The organism is Peribacillus sp. FSL M8-0224 (assembly GCF_038003055.1).
Taxonomy (GTDB): domain Bacteria; phylum Bacillota; class Bacilli; order Bacillales; family DSM-1321; genus Peribacillus; species Peribacillus frigoritolerans.
Genome location: NZ_JBBOOJ010000001.1, coordinates 1,099,996 through 1,116,235, shown reverse-complemented (window position 1 = coordinate 1,116,235; position 16,240 = coordinate 1,099,996). Strand labels below are relative to the sequence as shown.

The following is a 16,240-nucleotide window of genomic DNA, read 5'->3' as shown; positions in this document are numbered from 1 at the left end:
GCTACCTTAAAATTTATTAAATGGAGGCAATAATGAAACAACGTGATTTTTTCTTCGATAACGCCAAGTTCATTCTCATGGCATTTGTCGTCTTTGGTCATTTGCTGAATACGTATATACATGACAGTGAAACGATATATGCTTTATATAAAACCATTTATTCCTTTCACATGCCTGCCTTTATCCTTGTTTCAGGATTCTTTGCGAAAGGTTTTTATCAAAAAGGGTATTTGGGCAAAATTACTAAAAAACTGATTTTACCCTACATCATTTTCCAATTGATATATACCGTTTACTATTATTTCTTATATGAACGTTCTGCCATCACTGTAGACCTGCTTGACCCCCAATGGTCGCTATGGTTCTTGATCAGTTTATTCTGTTGGAACATCATGCTGCTTGGTTTCTCAAAGCTAAAGCCATCAGTAGGCATAGGTTTATCTTTAATAATCGCATTATTGATTGGTTATATAGACAATATTTCCAATTACCTTAGTCTCTCCAGGACATTCGTTTTTTTCCCGATGTTTTTGATCGGGTACCATTTAAGCAAGGAACATTTAAAAAAACTATTCACTCCCAAAGTTCGTTTGGCATCACTTATTGTCATGTTAGTGATTTTTATCGGTTTTTATTTAAATACCGATATTAATTATAAATGGCTGCTCGGTTCGAAACCATATGCCGAACTTGAAGATGCGACAATCGTGTCCATGTTTAAACGCCTAGGATTTTATGGATTGAGCATCATTTCAGTGTTCAGCTTCCTTTCGTTCATCCCACGCAGACAATATTTCTTTACGAATTGGGGTAAACAAACCCTTTATGTGTATCTGCTGCATGGTTTCTTCATTCGTTTCTTCCGCGAAAGCACCATACAGGAATACTTCAGCAATACAGAGAGCTTTATCATGCTCGCCGGACTCTCTTTCTTGATTACCGTGTTATTATCAAGTGAAATGATCGCTTCCATGGCACAGCCGATCATCGAATTGAAGGCGACCAAAACAAAACGATTCATGACTAAAACGAAAGATTATATTAAACAAGCGTTTTAAATAAAACGGATGAAGCATTTCCTGCTTTATCCGTTTTTTCAAATTCGATTTATTATCCGACTTTCAAGCAGCAAAGATTCCCCCTTCAATACCATAACTCATTTTTCAAATGGAGCACGCTATGGTAAAATTACTCGTTAGTGCTTGTTGGCTTAAAAAGACATGTACACGAAAGGAGCCAGGCGTTTCTTTTACGCCCTTTAACATGAATATAATAATCAGTACTCTTAACGCAAAATATATCCATACATCGCTATCCATCCGATATTTAAAAGCTTACGCCCAGCCTGATTATGATGTCCAGCTGGCAGAATATACGATAAAAGATCCAATTATGAACATAGTTGGTGACCTTCATTCCAAAAAACCTGATGTCATAGGGTTCAGCTGCTATATTTGGAACATCGAGGAAACAATGAAAGTCGTAGCCATGCTAAAAAAAATCAACCCGGAATTGGTCATCATTCTCGGCGGACCTGAAGTCACCTATGATGTTGGGGAATGGCTTGATCAGATTCCCGGGGCTGATTTCATCGTAATCGGTGAAGGTGAAGTCACCTTCAAGGCCCTTTTATCTGAAATTGAAGGTTCGAATGACTATAAGAAGATCGGCGGCATTGCGTACCGACAGGATGGAAAAAAAATCATCCAGCCTCAGAACGGCAAGGTTGATTTAAAATCCCTCCCTTCTCCATATCGTTTGGAAGAAGACCGCGGCGACCTATCTAAACGTGTCACCTATATCGAAACTAGCCGAGGTTGCCCGTTCAGCTGCCAATTTTGCCTTTCATCGATTGAAGTGGGTGTCAGGTATTTTGATCGTGAAAAGATTAAAGATGATATCAGGTACCTTATGGCTAATGGTGCAAAGACCATTAAGTTCGTTGACCGAACCTTCAATATCAGCCGAAGCTATGCCATGGAGATGTTTCAATTCTTAATCGATGAGCATCTTCCCGGTGTGGTTTTCCAGTTCGAGATCACGGCGGACATCATGCGTCCGGAAGTTATCCAGTTCTTGAACGACAATGCCCCTGCAGGACTGTTCCGTTTTGAAATAGGGGTACAATCGACGAATGATCATACGAATGATCTAGTAATGAGAAGACAGAATTTCGAAAAACTGACCAGGACCGTAACCATGGTAAAAGATGGTCAGAAAATTGATCAGCATTTAGACCTTATTGCCGGTTTACCGGAAGAAGATTATCATTCTTTCCGAAAGACCTTCAATGATGTTTTCGAGCTTAGACCCGAAGAGATGCAGCTTGGTTTCTTAAAGATGCTTCGTGGAACCGGCTTACGGATACGAGCCGATGAACACCAATATATATACAGCGAACATGCTCCTTATGAAATATTGGGGAATAATGTTTTATCCTTCGATGACATTGTCCGCATTAAACAAGTTGAAGATGTACTTGAAAAATACTGGAACGATCATAGAATGGATCATACTACGGAATATCTTGTCAAAACGGTATTCCAATCACCGTTCGACTTCTTTCAAGATTTCGGTACCTATTGGGATGAACAAGGGTGGTCACGAATCGGCCATCAGCTTGAAGACTTGTTCAGACGTTTACAGCAGTTTTTGGCTTCCCAGGAATCTGCCGAACTAAAAAACATTATCGGACTCATGAAATTGGATTATTTCATGAATCAAAAATACAAACCACGTAAACCTTGGTGGGAAGCTTCATTAGATAAAAGTGGTCGGAAAGAGATATATGAATATATTCTCAATAAGCCTGAACAGCTTGGTTCCTCTTTCACCGCTTTGGCCCTAAATGAAAAAGAAATACACAAACACACGTTGCTCGAGGCACTTCCCTTTGATTTGGAAACGTATTTAGCCGAGGGAACAATCGTCGATAAACCTTCATTCATGCTTGCCTATTTTGATCCGAGTGGTAAGGGATCAACGATTTTCCCTCTTTCAAAATCCGGCAGCATCATGCATTAATAATAAGGACGGACCCAAGGCTGGGTCCGTCCTTTTTTACTTATCACTTTCACGTTTTTTATTTTCTTTTGCCAAAATTTCATAAATTTTAGTTGCGTTCATATCGCCGCTGAATTCGATTCCAAATTCAGTTCGTACATGTTCACCCATCTTTTCCCCGCTGTTCCGTTTTTCTTTATCCATTACTTCTTCCTTTTCTGCCTTGCTTTGAATTGCGGTTGGCACCTTTCATTGCATTTTCCTCCATTGCGAACTCATTGGAAAATTCATTTTCAGCTTGATTTCTTTTTGGCGTTTTACTTGCTTTGACAGCTCCATCCACATTGGCTTTCCGTTTCATTTTCATCCACCCTTTTTAATATAGTTTACCTTTTAGAATGGGGTAAAAATGCCGGAAATTATTCAGGGATAATATAGGGACAGACGAGAAAAATAACCGTAAAACGAAAAGGGAGACACTACATGAAAAAGAAATTGGATTCACCAATTGTCGACGATACACAACCACACCAAATTAACGCACCAAGCTTTAAAGGGACCGGTATAAAACCACAGGCTCCATTCGTCAATGATTATGGAGTCGTAATTGGCGACAGTAAATATGCCTCTGAAAACTCACCACTCGAAAACTGGAGCGAAGATACAGACCCGGAAATCATGGCTGGAGACGAATGGGTACACCCCACCAATGATATAGGCTGGAATTCAACTGAAAACCGCCAACTATTAGAGTCTAAAATAGCGCCGCAGCCGCCTTTCATGCATCCAGATAAAGATGTTAGCACTGATACGGATTGAGGCGTGCTTTCTTTAGGGTCAAAGGAACAAGTGAAATCCTAGAAGGGGTGCATCATACACCCCTTATTCTCATTTAACCTGCAAAATCAACTTCCCTTTCGTTTGCCGGGCGTTCATTTCCTCATGAACGGCTGCTGCCTTTTCAATTGGGTAGATGCCCCCGATAGTTAACTTAAGCTCCCCAGACGCAACGTATGCAAAAAGGTCTTGAATGCTAGGCAACAGCAAATCCGGGTGTTTCATGATCTGTGGCAGGAAAAAACCCACGACGGATTGATTGCGCCTCATTAATTGCTGCGGGTTCATCGTATAAGGCTTACGACTTGCATTACCAAAAACAACAAGACGTCCAAATGGAGCCAAACATTTCAATGTTTTATTGAAAATATCCCCTCCAGCCATTTCCAGCGCGACGTCTACTCCCTTTCCTCCCGTGACCTCACGGACTTTCATTTCCCATCCTTCTTGCGTGTAATCAATGAGTTCATCTGCCCCCATCTCTTTAGCCAGTTCCAACTTTTCCACTGTACTGGCGGTGGCAATCACTTTTCCAGCCCCGAAGATTTTGGCTAACTGTACGGCAATCGTTCCCACTCCCCCAGCAGCAGCATGGACCAATACCGTTTCCCCCTGTTGCATGCGTCCCATTGTCTTAAGAATATGATAGGCGCTCAGACCTTGGAGGGGCAAGGCAACAGCTTCATGGAACTGAATGGCATCAGGAAGCGGAATGGCCGAGAATTCATCAGAAAGGGCATATTCTGAATATCCACCAGATTCAATTAAGCTGACGACCCTTGTACCAGGTTTGATTTTGGTCACCTTTCCACCAACTTCCACCACTACGCCAGCCACTTCCGCACCGGGAATGAACGGAAGCGGCGTAGGAACTACATATTGCCCTTCCCTTCTGGCTGTATCTGCATAATTGACGCCTACACAATCGATTTCAATCAGAACTTCATGCCCTGTTGGCACAGGTCTTTCCATTTCAGTCAATTTCAGTACTTCCGGTCCGCCGTATTCTTCAAAGTGAATAGCTTTCATCTTTATCCCTCCCTTATTAATTTCCTGTAAATTCCGGCTTTCTTTTTTCTTTGAATGCCGCTACCCCCTCAAGATGATCTTCCGTGGAAACCATCAAGGTTTGCGTAATACGTTCCTGTTCCAGTATTTCATCAAGTGTAGCCGTATATGAATGGCTGACGAGCTTTTTCATCATCCCATATGCTTTTGTCGGTCCATTTGCCAGTTTTACCGCAAGTTTCAATGATTCCTCTTCAAGTTGATTGAGTGGATATAAATAATTAATGACACCCAGCTGATATAAGCGTTCCCCAGAAATTGGCTCGGCCGAAAAGAAGAGCTGCTTTGCAAGGTGGGGCCCTACCAATTTAGGTAAAAAATACGAACCCCCTCCATCAGAGATCAGGCCTACCTGTGAAAAACTCATGGCAAATTGACTATCATCGGAAGCCACGATCAGATCACAGGCGAGTGCCAAATTGAATCCGGCACCAGCAGCAAATCCATGGACGGCAGCGATTACGGGAACCTCGGAAGCATCCAGAGCCAATATGCATTCATTCATTCTGCCAACATGATCATACAATTGACCTGCAGAGGCCTGCCCCATTGACTTGACGTCGCCTCCTGCAGTGAATGACCTTCCCGCCCCTTTGATGATGACTGCCCTTATATGCGGTGTTTGTTTTACATCCTTAATCTCTTTCGTTAAGCTTGCAATCATATCCGGACTAAATGCATTCAAGCTTTCAGGGCGATTCAAAGTCAGGATCATTACATTATCGATTACTTCTTTCAATAAGTGTTCTTTTAACATTTACCCATCCCCTTTTTCTATTTGATCAACCAGCCGCCATCCACCAATAAATCCGTCCCAGTCATATAGGAAGCCTCCGGGGAAGCAGCAAAGGTAATGACATTACTTATTTCCTCCGCTTTCCCCACTCTTTCCAGTGCCGTGTTCCGTTGAATGGACTTTACGAATTTTTCATTTTGCAGTCCATCCTCCGTCAATGGCGTTTCAATGAATCCCGGTGATACGGAATTGACCCGAATGCCGACTGCAGCGAGTTCCAGTGCCAAAGATTTCGTTAAACTGATGACTCCGGCTTTAGCAGAGCTGTAATGCGGGATGAACGCTCCTGCCTGATGTCCTGACAGTGAAGCCACATTCACGATTGCCCGATTGCTGGAACCTTCATTTCCCCCACTAGCTCCTTCTTCCATCAATTTCCCCAAATACTTGGAAACTAGAAAGACACTTTTCAAATTGACATGTTGAATCATATCCCAATCAGCTGCAGATGTATCCAGGAGCTTTGAGGACTTTGAACCACCTGCGTTATTGATTAAAATGTGAAGGTCACGATATTTTTCCTTCACATACTTGGCCAGCTCCATTACCTCTTCCTCGACGGTAACATCTGCAGGGAAAATATCAGCAACCGGAATCGGGTGCCTGGCATTGATTTCTGCAGCTGCTTCCTCCAGCTTTCCTTTCGTCCGCCCTACCAACAGCACTTTTGCCCCTTCGTCCGACAAGCGCATCGCCGTAGCTTTCCCAATACCAGAGCCTGCACCTGTAACCACCGCTATTGACTGCGAAAACCTCATCCCCTTCACTCCTTTTCTGTATTTTTGAACTACGTTTCCTGCCTTTTCAATTCCGCTTCGATCCTTCCATCCACCAACTTTGGGACAAGATCCAACGAACCTTTTTGCGCCGCCAATTCCAAATCGGCGATCAAACTATGTTTGTCAAACAACCGTCCGACATACGATGATTTCAGGATATCAAAGGCATTTTCGCTATTCGTGCGATAAAGCGCATTGGCAGCCTTTGCTGCATCGTTGAGTATGAACGTACCTTGTGATCCAGCAATCAGGCAATCTATCAAATGGCCTGCACCGTAAAAGTCTTCCAGACTGAATTCACCTGAATTTCCCGAACAAACGATGAGGATCGTTTCTGTTTTATGATATTTTTTTATTTTTTCCGCAACAGACGGATTATTCAACAAAGAAGCAATATAAACCCTTTTGGCAGCTGCTGAATTCCTCAACGCGACCGTTCCATTAGTAGTGGACAATATTAAAGTTTTACCGCGTACCAACTTACTCAATAGCGTTGGACTTGGATACATTAAATCATCAACCGGCTTTGCCTTTAGTTCTCCTGCCACTACAAAATCCCCATGGTCCAATTCCTGGCTTTTCACCAAGGCATCCAGTGGATCCATGACAGGTATCACCTGGCGTGCTCCATCATGAAGTGCTGAAATAATCGTAGTAGTCGCTAATAACACATCCAGGATGACCGCAACTTTCTCCCCTTCTTGAAGCTTTTCCACATCTATCTCTTCTTTTTTTAGTAGTAAATGAATGTTTTGAATATATTCCATTTTATTAAACTTCCTTCGCAGCTACATTTGCAGCATGAGTGAGTAAGCTTTTAACCGTTTTTCCAAGATTGGAAAAACGGGGATCATCAGTCTGGCCTTTTTTATATCGATAATAGATTTGCTGAAGGATGACAGCTAACTTAAAATAACCAAAGGTTAAATAAAAATCGACGTTGGTAACATCCCTGCCACTTCTTGCTGCATACGTCTCGATAAATTCCCTTCGAGTCAGGAAACCAGTTAAAGTCGTGACGGACGCTTGACCCACACCGATTTTGATAAGTTCCGGGTCACCGCTTTCCGTCCAGTAGCTTAATGCCACTCCTAGATCGGCTAGCGGATCACCAACGGTGGACATTTCCCAATCAAATAAACCAACCATCTCTGTAAGGTCCTGATTGAACATGGCATTATTGATCTTATAGTCATAATGGATTATTGAAGTCTGGCTATACTTCGGGATATTCTGTTGAAAATAATTAATAAGCGGACGAATTTCCTTGATTTCATCAGTCTTTGCTCTCTCATAGCGGGAAATCCATCCGTGTACTTGTCTTTCAATGAACCCTTCAGGTTTGGATATTTCGATCAAACCCGTTTTCTCATAGGGAATCGAGTGAAGATCAGCAAGCCGATTCACCATCACATATGAAAGCTGTCGGCACTTTTCAAAAGTAGGCTCGATTCCCTTGGGAAATTCAGTATCTATTACAATTCCATGTTTCCTTTCCATTAGAAAAAAAGGGGCCCCCGCGACCGATTCATCATCCGAGAACAGAATAGGCTCGGGAGCTGCTTGGAAATATGGGTTGATTGAGGAAAGGATATGATGTTCACGCTTCATATCATGTGCCTTTGGAGCAACAGGGCCAAGCGGCGGCCTTCTGAGAACAGCCTCCCACTCACCAACTTTCAGCTGATAGGTCAAATTGGAATAGCCCATAGAAAATTGTTGTAATTCCAACGGTTCATTTGGAAGGTCCAATACATTTTTTCTTAGAAAACCTTCTAATGCAGCAATATTCAATTCCTCGCCGGGCCGAACAGGAATCGTATCGTCAATCATGTTCTTCCACTCCTTTAGACTTTGTCATTCTAATTATGAACAAGATGTGAAATGAGCTTTTCTTTAATAAATTCAGGAATAGGTTCACTTTTTTGTTTCAAAAAATTAAAACAGACTAAAACTGCACTTCCTTTAGCAATCACTTCCCCAGTTTGTGAACAGAGGATATCATGGACCATATCACAGCTTTTCGTACCTACCTTTGTCAAAGATGTACGAATGGTCAAGAGTTGATTGAAATATCCCTGAGCAATAAAGTCGCATTTGGTGGAGGCTAACAAAAAATTCCAAGATTCTACATTTGTCGCTAGGCCTAAAGCTTCAAAAAATTTCATGCGTGCTTCTTCGAGGTATACGAAATAGCTTGTGTTATTGATGTGGCCCAAAGCATCCGTTTCGGAAAAACGGACGCTGACTTCCAATTCATGCATAAGACCCCTCCTTGATTAACGATGTACGAAAGCGGGTTTACGTTTATCCAAGAAAGCGGAAACCCCTTCTTTAACATCTTCAGTTTGGAAGATTTCTTCAAAAAGATTCGTTTCAATCTCTAAACCTTTTTCAAGTGTTGCCTCACTTCCTTCATTAATCGCCTTCTTGATTCTCGAAAGTGCCTGAAGTGAGTGCCTTGTCATTCGTGAGGCCAAGATTTTCGCTTCCGATAAGCCGCTCCCTTGCTCAACGACTTTATTGATAAGCCCGATCTTTTCCGCTTCCGCGGCTATAAGCGGATCACCGGTAAATATAATCTCTTTTGCCTTTGCATTACCTACAAGTCTTGACAAACGCTGTGTACCGCCACCTCCAGGGAATAAGCCTAATTTCACTTCCGGCAGTCCGATTTGAACTTGTGTTTCAGCTACTCGCAAATCACAGGCCAGTGCCAGTTCACATCCGCCGCCCAAGGTCAAGCCATTTAATACAGCCATCGTAGGTTTAGGAAACTGTTCGATTTTAGTTAGGACGGCATGACTTTCCTTTACCATTTCTTTCATATTCGGGTTCCCCATCATGCTAGGGAATTCTTTTATATCAGCCCCGGCCGCAAATGCGATATTGCCTGCACCGGTTATGAGTACCGCAACAGTTTCAGTATCTTTTGAAAGTTCATCGAAAGTTTCTCCCAATTCTCTGAATACTTGTTTGCTGATTACATTTAATGGAGGATTATCGATGGTGATGACCGCAAGCTTATTTTCCTTAACCACTTTAATTAATTTTGTCATCAATTCTTCACTCCTTGGTTTGGATAATCATACCAGCCTTTTCCTGTTTTCCTGCCTAAATGTCCTTTATTCACCTTTTCTTCTATACAAGCATTTGGCTTGTCTTCTGGATTTCCAGTTTCATTGAAACGCTGCTGCATGACAAAATACCCTACATCAATACCTGATAGATCCATCAGTTCAAAAGGACCAATGGGATGGCCTAAAGCTTTCCTGCAAATCAAATCGATATCCTTATAGTCAACAATTCCTTCTTCATACAAATATAAGGCCTCACGCTGCAACGCTCCCAAAATTCGGTTGGCTACGAATCCCGATATCTCTTTCCTCAACAAAACTCCTGTCCTATTCATATTCTCTGTGACTTCCATTGCAAGCTTCGCTGTTTCCTCGGATGTTTGGTCACTCATTACAACCTCAACACAATCCATTACTAGAGGCGGGTAAAAGAAATGCATATTAATGAACTTATCCGGACGATTCGTCACACTCGCAATCAGGCTATTGACAATCGTTGAACTATTCGTGGCAAAGATGGTTTCTGCTGGGGCCAGTTCTTCAAGTTGGGCGAAAACCTCCTGCTTCACATCAAGTTTTTCAACTACCGCTTCAATGATCAAATCAGCCCCACTGGCCGCCTTCTCAAGATCGGTGGTATATTGAAGACGGCTAAAAGCAGCCAATTTACGATCTTCAGACAATTTTCCTTTTTGAACCCATTTAGTCAAAATGACGTCCAATTTTTCTTGGGCTGCATTCAACGCGTTTTCATGAACATCCTGAAGAATCGTTTCGTAACCTCCTAGTGCAGCAAGCATCGCAATTTGGTGCCCCATCTGCCCAGCCCCAATAACGGTAATTGATTGAATTTGCTTGTTGGTCATGCCTTCTATCTCCCTTCTACTAACCGGTTAGTATGTAACCTGGTCACGCTTCAATTCCCTGCAGAATCATCCCCATAAAAATGGCTGCAACTTCCTGTTCGGTTTTTTCACCTTCTGGGTCGAACCAATGATAGCTCCAATTGGCAACACCCAAAATAGCAAAAGAGATGATGGATGCATCGAGATTGGAACGCAGTTCTCCGCTCTCGATGCCACTAATCAGAACTTGCTCGATTTTATTACGGAACTCATCCCGCTTAGGAAGGATTTGTGCAAGCTTATCGTCACTTAGATTCTTCATTTCACGGAAAAAGACCGTTGCGCTGGATTTTTTGGTTTTAATGCTCTTTAAAAGCATCAATACCATATCGAAAAGTTTATCCTTACAGCTTTTCCCAGGTTCCAACATGATTCTTTCCTGCTCACTAAGCAACTCGTCTATATAAGCTAGATGAATATCCATTAGCAACTGCTCTTTGCTCGTAAAGTAATAATAAAACGTTCCCTTCGTCACTCCGACCGATTCGACGATATCAGAAATCGACGTTTCACTAAAGCCCTTCTTTTCAAATAAGCGTATGCTATGTTCTGTCATTTTTTCTTTCATGTATGCACCCTCGCAATCTGTTAAAATTTCAGCTGAATTGATATCATACGCTTTCGTGCCATCAAAGCCCTCTTACTTCCTGGAAAGTTCTTCTCTTAAAGCCCGCCTTAAAATCTTTCCGACATTTGTTTTCGGTAACTCTTCACGAAATTCAACGAAATGCGGAACTTTATAAGCCGATAAGTTTGCACGGCAGTAATCGATGATTTCCCGTTCATTGGCCGTTTTATTATTTTTAAGTACAAGCACCGCTTTTACCGACTCCCCTCGGTAAGCATCTGGAACTCCGATGACAACCGCTTCCTGGACAGCTGGATGTTCATAGAGAACTTCCTCGACATCTCGCGGATATATATTATAACCACTTGCGATGATCAAATCTTTTTTCCTGTCGACAATATAGAGGTACCCATCTTCATCAACTTTGGCGATATCACCCGTATAAAGCCAACCATCCCTTAGGGTCACCGCCGTTTCCTCCGGCATATTCCAGTAACCTTTCATCACTTGAGGTCCTTTGACGACCAATTCCCCCAATTCGCCAGATGCCACTTCTTTCGTTCCGTCTCCCAGGTCCATCACCTTATATTCAGTCGAAGGGACACCAATCCCGACGCTCCCAGGTTTCCTTTTTGCAAATGCCGGGTTACAATGCGTTGTTGGCGAAGCTTCCGTAAGACCGTAGCCTTCCAATATCTTCGCACCTGATTTTCGTTCGAACTCACGCAGCAGTTCCACGGGCATCGGTGCACTTCCGCTGTTACAGACCTGAATGGAGCCCATTCCATATTCTTCTGCCTTCGGGTGATTCGTCAACGCTACATACATGGTCGGTACTCCAGGAAAAGTGGTCGGCTGTTCACGCTTAATCGTTTCCAGTACTTCTTCTATTTCAAATCGTGGCAGCATGATGGAGTCACCCGCGATATACACGGATAAATTCATTGCGGACGACATTCCAAAAACATGAAAAAGCGGGATGACCGACAGCGTTCTTTCAGTACCTATTTTTAATTCATGCTTGAAGAATTCATACGTTTGAACGACATTGGCCAGAATATTGCTGTGTGTCAGCATCGCCCCTTTTGAACGGCCAGTCGTTCCTCCTGTATACTGAAGAACGGCTATATCATTTTCCGGATCGATTGATACGGGATTGATTTTGCCGTCTCCTGTCTTCATGAATTGATCAAAAGACGCATCAGGCTGAAAATCTGCTTCCGAAGTCTGCAGGCTTACGACGATAATATTTTTCAAATTTGCATGTTGCTGCACACTTTTCACTTTCGGGTATAATCCATCCAATACAACGATCGTTTCTGCACCGGAGTCCTGTAAAATATGCTGCAGCTCCCTTTCAACCAGCATTGGGTTGATTTGGGTGATAATGGCCCCTGTTGTCAATGATCCATAATAAGCTATGACGTACTGCGGACAGTTAGGCAGCATGATGGCGACACGATCACCTTTTTGAACACCTTTTTTTTGCAAGGCTGAAGCAAAGGCTAGCGACGCATGAAAAAGTTCCTGATAAGATATCTTTCGGTCATAAAAAGTAATAGCTGTATTGTTTGGATGGGACTCACATGCATTTTGAAGGATTCTTTGCATCGGGAACTCAGGGACTTTTATTTCCTTTGAAATTGAATCAGGATAAACTGAAAGCCATTTTTTTTCATTCATCATTTCATACCCTCCAGCCATATTTACTTACCTTTCATTACTTTGCATGTGAACCCCCATCGACGATCAAAATATTTCCAGTCACAAAATCAGATGCCTTTGAGGCCAGGAAAACCGCTGCCCCTTTCAAATCATCATCACTCCCTAACCTTTTTAACGGCGTGGAATCCAGGATAGGATTCTTCCCTTGCTCAAGAACCCCTTTCGTCATTTTTGTCGGAAAGAAACCGGGTGCGATTGCATTAACATTGATATTATGCTGACCCCATTTAACGGCTAAATCCTTCGTTAAAGTAATGACCGCCCCTTTACTCGTATTATATCCGACCGTATCGAGCACCCTCGGGTCGGTCCCCCCTAATCCGGCAACGGAAGCGATGTTTATGATTTTCCCATGTCCCTGCTCAATCATTACCCTGCCTGTTGTCTGGCTCATGATAAAGGTTCCGGTTACATTTACATTCATCACCTTCTGCCACGCTTCAAGAGGCATGTCGACGGCTGGTGCCCCCCAGGATGCCCCGCTATTGTTTACTAATATATCGATGACACCAAATTCACGGTAAGTTTCGTTAACGACTTCCTGTACATCTGACGGATTGGTGATATCACACTTGAAGGAAAGCGCCCTGACTCCAAGTTTTTGGATTTGCGTAGCAACTTCGTCACATGCTTCCTTCTTCCTTGAACAAAGTACGACATTTGCCCCAGCTTCGGCAAAGCCTGTCGCTATTTGTGCTCCCAACCCTCTCCCTCCACCGGTTATGATCGCCGTCTTTCCAGTTAGATCGAATAAGTCGGTAACTTTCATATTTTCACCTCATGCTTTTGTTGGTATTTTCGAAGTTCTATTTTAGCAACTTGTGAGCGATGAACTTCATCGGGACCATCAGCAAGCCTTAAAGTCCGTGCATTGGCCCAATGAGCAGCAAAAGGGAAATCATCGGAAATCCCTGCAGCTCCAAAGCCTTGGATGGCCCTGTCCAGCACATTCAATGCCATATTTGGTGCCACCACTTTTATCATCGCGATCTCCGCCTTTGCTTCCTTGTTCCCGACAGTATCCATCATATAGGCAGCTTTTAAGGTCAGAAGTCTTGCTTGTTCGATTTCAATCCGTGAATCAGCAACCCACTCCATGATTACACCTTGTCTCGCCAATGTTTTACCAAAAGCGACACGTTCTTGAATGCGCTTACATAACTCTTCAAGTGCTCTTTCAGCAGCGCCGATCAGCCTCATGCAATGATGTATCCTTCCCGGTCCAAGCCTTCCTTGGGCAATCGCAAATCCTTTTCCTTCACCCCATAGAATATTCGTAGCCGGGACCCTCACATTTTCAAACGTGATTTCGGCATGGCCATGCGGGGCATGATCATAACCAAACACAGGGAGCATTCTCTCGATTTTGACACCCGGTGTATCGAGCGGGACAAGAATCATTGACTGTTGTTCATGCTTGGCCGCCTCAGGATCTGTCTTACCCATGACGATGGCAATCTTGCATCGGGGATCGCCTGCTCCTGAAGACCACCATTTTCGGCCGTTGATGACATACTCATTACCCGTCCTTTCAATCCTGCATTCGATATTGGTCGCATCGGAAGACGCCACTTCCGGTTCCGTCATCGAGAAGCATGAACGGATTTCCCCAGCAAGCAAGGGCTTCAGCCAGCGTTCTTTATGTTCATCCGATCCATATCTCACCAACACTTCCATATTACCAGTGTCCGGCGCATTACAGTTGAAGATTTCAGGTCCTATCGTCGACCTACCCATGATCTCGCAAAGCGGGGCATATTCTAGATTTGTTAAACCCGCGCCATAACCGCTATCAGGTAAAAATAAATTCCATAATCCTTCTTCTTTTGCTTTTGCCGTCAATTCAGATAAAATCGGGGGAATTTCACTCCAGCGGCTTTCCTGTGCTTCGAGCTGCTTTTTGTATATTGATTCATTTGGGTAAACGTGCTTCTCCATGAATTCCGTTAACTTCTTTTCCAGATTTTTCACCTTTTCAGTATGTTCAAAGTTCAAATTGAATTCCTCCTTTTAAACTTACTAACCGGTTAGTATGTTATTACTTTTAAAGTATATACACAAGATTCTGATTTTTTCAACAATTAAACCTTTGTTTTCTTGTCATTCAAGATCCCGTATCTTGACCTTTTCGTTCTCACTATATTGCTTTTGTTGGACGGTTGGAAATATACAAACGATTTTCGTACCTTTTTTCAGTTCACTTGTGATGAAAACTTTTCCTCCATGCTTTTCGATGATTCTAAAACAAACGGAAAGACCCAAACCCGTTCCTGATGTTTTTGTAGTGAAAAATGGTTCTCCTACTTTTTGAAGGGAGTTTTCCGGAATACCATCCCCTTCATCCAAAATGCTCAAAAAAACTTCCTCATTTTTTTCATTTATGCTCACAAAAATATTTCCGCCATTCGGCATCGATTCTATGGAATTTTTTATCATGTTTATTAGCACTTGCTTGATTTGGTTTTCATCAAAATACATAAAAATTGGTTCTGAATCATAATTTTTATGTATTTGAATATTGTTCAGTACGGCATTTGTCTCCAACAGCGTTACGGCATGGTTACAGCTTTCCTTTATATCCTTCTCAAGGAATACCGCTCCAGTGGGTTTCGATAGCAGCAAGAGTTCATTCAGCACTTTCTCGATTCGATTTATTTCCGAAAAAATAATATCGTAGTATTCCTGCTTTTCGGCACCGCCATCTTTAATCAGCTTCACGAATCCCATTATCGCCGTCATCGGATTCCTGACCTCATGTGCAATCCCAGCCGCAAGTTGGGCAGCCGTTGATAACTTGCTTGATGTGATTGCCAAATGTTCGTTTAGGCTCACAAGCTTTTCCTCTGCATGTTTACGTTCATTAATTTCGGATAATATGCCCGCTGTCCCGATGAATTTCCCAGTGTCATCGTAAATAAGTTTAACGAATGCCTCAACCCAGCTTGTTCCCTTTTTCGCATTTAGTTTAATGTCCGCACGAAAATATTTATCCCCTCGATGAAAGGAGTCCGCAAAGGCCTTTAATACGTCTTGATAAGAATTGTTATCCATATGTTTAGAAAAGTGAAGCCCCAGGGATTCATTTACGGATGCACCACTCATCGATTTCCATGCCGGGTTTAAGTACAACCATTTTCCTTTATCATCCGTTTGGAAAATAACCTCATTGAAGCTATTGACCAATTCTTTAGAGTAATTGGAGAAAATGCGATAACGCCCTTCGCTATCCTGCAATAAAGCTATCGTTTTCCGTTTATGATCATAGATGGCACCCAAACACCAGGCTATGGTTAAAATTACGATTAAATATATTCCTGCAAAGGCGGAAAACCTGCGTTCTTCATGACCAAGCCACCCTATATAGGGTAATATCAATACAAAAAAAAGAGCAGGGACAATGATCCTTCCAGTATATTTCTTCACATTCTCCACCTCCTTACCTAAATGGTTTATACTACATCCGATCGAATTCCAAGTAAGGG

General features: G+C 42.6%; 18 protein-coding genes. 3 read left to right on the top strand and 15 right to left on the bottom strand.

Annotated elements, in window-relative coordinates; genetic code table 11:
• The first annotated feature begins 32 nt into the window (after positions 1-32).
• Both MKX49_RS05395 and MKX49_RS05390 read left to right on the top strand, forming a co-directional pair.
• Positions 33-1,058 carry an acyltransferase family protein gene (locus MKX49_RS05395; RefSeq protein ID WP_063596374.1) on the top strand — a complete coding sequence of 342 codons (1,026 nt, stop codon included), beginning with the start codon at positions 33-35 and terminating at the stop codon, positions 1,056-1,058.
• Positions 1,059-1,263: 205 nt separating this feature from the next.
• The gene (locus MKX49_RS05390; RefSeq protein WP_340878479.1) at positions 1,264-3,024 is read left to right on the top strand and encodes a B12-binding domain-containing radical SAM protein; all 1,761 of its coding nucleotides are present in this window, start codon (positions 1,264-1,266) and stop codon (positions 3,022-3,024) included.
• A gap of 36 nt (positions 3,025-3,060) precedes the next feature.
• Here the strand turns inward: MKX49_RS05390 and MKX49_RS05385 are convergent, their stop codons facing one another.
• The gene (locus MKX49_RS05385; protein WP_164468810.1) at positions 3,061-3,207 is read right to left on the bottom strand and encodes a hypothetical protein; all 147 of its coding nucleotides are present in this window, start codon (positions 3,205-3,207) and stop codon (positions 3,061-3,063) included.
• Positions 3,200-3,364, bottom strand: a complete 165-nt coding sequence (locus MKX49_RS05380; protein ID WP_057278994.1) for a hypothetical protein — start codon at positions 3,362-3,364, stop codon at positions 3,200-3,202. The genes MKX49_RS05385 and MKX49_RS05380 overlap by 8 nt, the downstream gene beginning before the upstream one ends.
• A 122-nt stretch (positions 3,365-3,486) precedes the next feature.
• Here MKX49_RS05380 and MKX49_RS05375 point away from each other — a divergent pair, with 122 nt between their 5' ends.
• On the top strand, positions 3,487-3,822 hold the full coding sequence (locus tag MKX49_RS05375) for a DUF3905 domain-containing protein (protein ID WP_048680429.1): 336 nt from the start codon (positions 3,487-3,489) through the stop codon (positions 3,820-3,822).
• Between the two features lie 69 nt (positions 3,823-3,891).
• Here MKX49_RS05375 and MKX49_RS05370 read toward each other — a convergent pair whose 3' ends face one another.
• The 13 genes from MKX49_RS05370 to MKX49_RS05310 form a co-directional block, all read right to left on the bottom strand.
• A complete protein-coding gene (locus tag MKX49_RS05370) occupies positions 3,892-4,869 on the bottom strand; it encodes a quinone oxidoreductase family protein (protein WP_048680433.1) in 978 nt (325 codons plus the stop codon).
• 16 nt (positions 4,870-4,885) lie between these two features.
• Complete coding sequence (locus MKX49_RS05365) at positions 4,886-5,665, bottom strand: enoyl-CoA hydratase/isomerase family protein (RefSeq protein ID WP_340875508.1); 780 nt, start codon at positions 5,663-5,665, stop codon at positions 4,886-4,888.
• 17 nt (positions 5,666-5,682) lie between these two features.
• Positions 5,683-6,462 carry an SDR family NAD(P)-dependent oxidoreductase gene (locus MKX49_RS05360; protein ID WP_191928544.1) on the bottom strand — a complete coding sequence of 260 codons (780 nt, stop codon included), beginning with the start codon at positions 6,460-6,462 and terminating at the stop codon, positions 5,683-5,685.
• Positions 6,463-6,491: 29 nt separating this feature from the next.
• The gene (locus MKX49_RS05355) at positions 6,492-7,250 is read right to left on the bottom strand and encodes a 2-phosphosulfolactate phosphatase (RefSeq protein ID WP_340875501.1); all 759 of its coding nucleotides are present in this window, start codon (positions 7,248-7,250) and stop codon (positions 6,492-6,494) included.
• Positions 7,251-7,254: 4 nt separating this feature from the next.
• Positions 7,255-8,316 carry a phosphotransferase family protein gene (locus MKX49_RS05350; RefSeq protein WP_340875499.1) on the bottom strand — a complete coding sequence of 354 codons (1,062 nt, stop codon included), beginning with the start codon at positions 8,314-8,316 and terminating at the stop codon, positions 7,255-7,257.
• 29 nt (positions 8,317-8,345) lie between these two features.
• Positions 8,346-8,747 (bottom strand): acyl-CoA thioesterase, encoded by a 402-nt coding sequence (locus MKX49_RS05345; protein ID WP_048680441.1) that lies wholly within the window; start codon positions 8,745-8,747, stop codon positions 8,346-8,348.
• 15 nt (positions 8,748-8,762) lie between these two features.
• Positions 8,763-9,542 carry an enoyl-CoA hydratase gene (locus MKX49_RS05340; RefSeq protein ID WP_323599417.1) on the bottom strand — a complete coding sequence of 260 codons (780 nt, stop codon included), beginning with the start codon at positions 9,540-9,542 and terminating at the stop codon, positions 8,763-8,765.
• Positions 9,542-10,426, bottom strand: a complete 885-nt coding sequence (locus MKX49_RS05335) for a 3-hydroxyacyl-CoA dehydrogenase family protein (protein ID WP_340875495.1) — start codon at positions 10,424-10,426, stop codon at positions 9,542-9,544. Before MKX49_RS05335 ends, MKX49_RS05340 begins: the two co-directional genes overlap by 1 nt.
• Before the next feature lie 43 nt (positions 10,427-10,469).
• Positions 10,470-11,033 (bottom strand): TetR/AcrR family transcriptional regulator, encoded by a 564-nt coding sequence (locus tag MKX49_RS05330; RefSeq protein WP_048680450.1) that lies wholly within the window; start codon positions 11,031-11,033, stop codon positions 10,470-10,472.
• Positions 11,034-11,105: 72 nt separating this feature from the next.
• Positions 11,106-12,716 (bottom strand): long-chain-fatty-acid--CoA ligase, encoded by a 1,611-nt coding sequence (locus tag MKX49_RS05325; protein WP_063596550.1) that lies wholly within the window; start codon positions 12,714-12,716, stop codon positions 11,106-11,108.
• A gap of 37 nt (positions 12,717-12,753) precedes the next feature.
• Entirely contained in the window at positions 12,754-13,527 is a 774-nt protein-coding gene (locus MKX49_RS05320; RefSeq protein ID WP_323599415.1) for an SDR family oxidoreductase, read from the bottom strand.
• Positions 13,524-14,753, bottom strand: coding sequence for an acyl-CoA dehydrogenase family protein (locus MKX49_RS05315; RefSeq protein ID WP_063596382.1), 1,230 nt, complete (start codon positions 14,751-14,753; stop codon positions 13,524-13,526). Before MKX49_RS05315 ends, MKX49_RS05320 begins: the two co-directional genes overlap by 4 nt.
• Before the next feature lie 105 nt (positions 14,754-14,858).
• Positions 14,859-16,181, bottom strand: a complete 1,323-nt coding sequence (locus tag MKX49_RS05310) for an ATP-binding protein (protein ID WP_340875489.1) — start codon at positions 16,179-16,181, stop codon at positions 14,859-14,861.
• Positions 16,182-16,240: the final 59 nt, after the last annotated feature.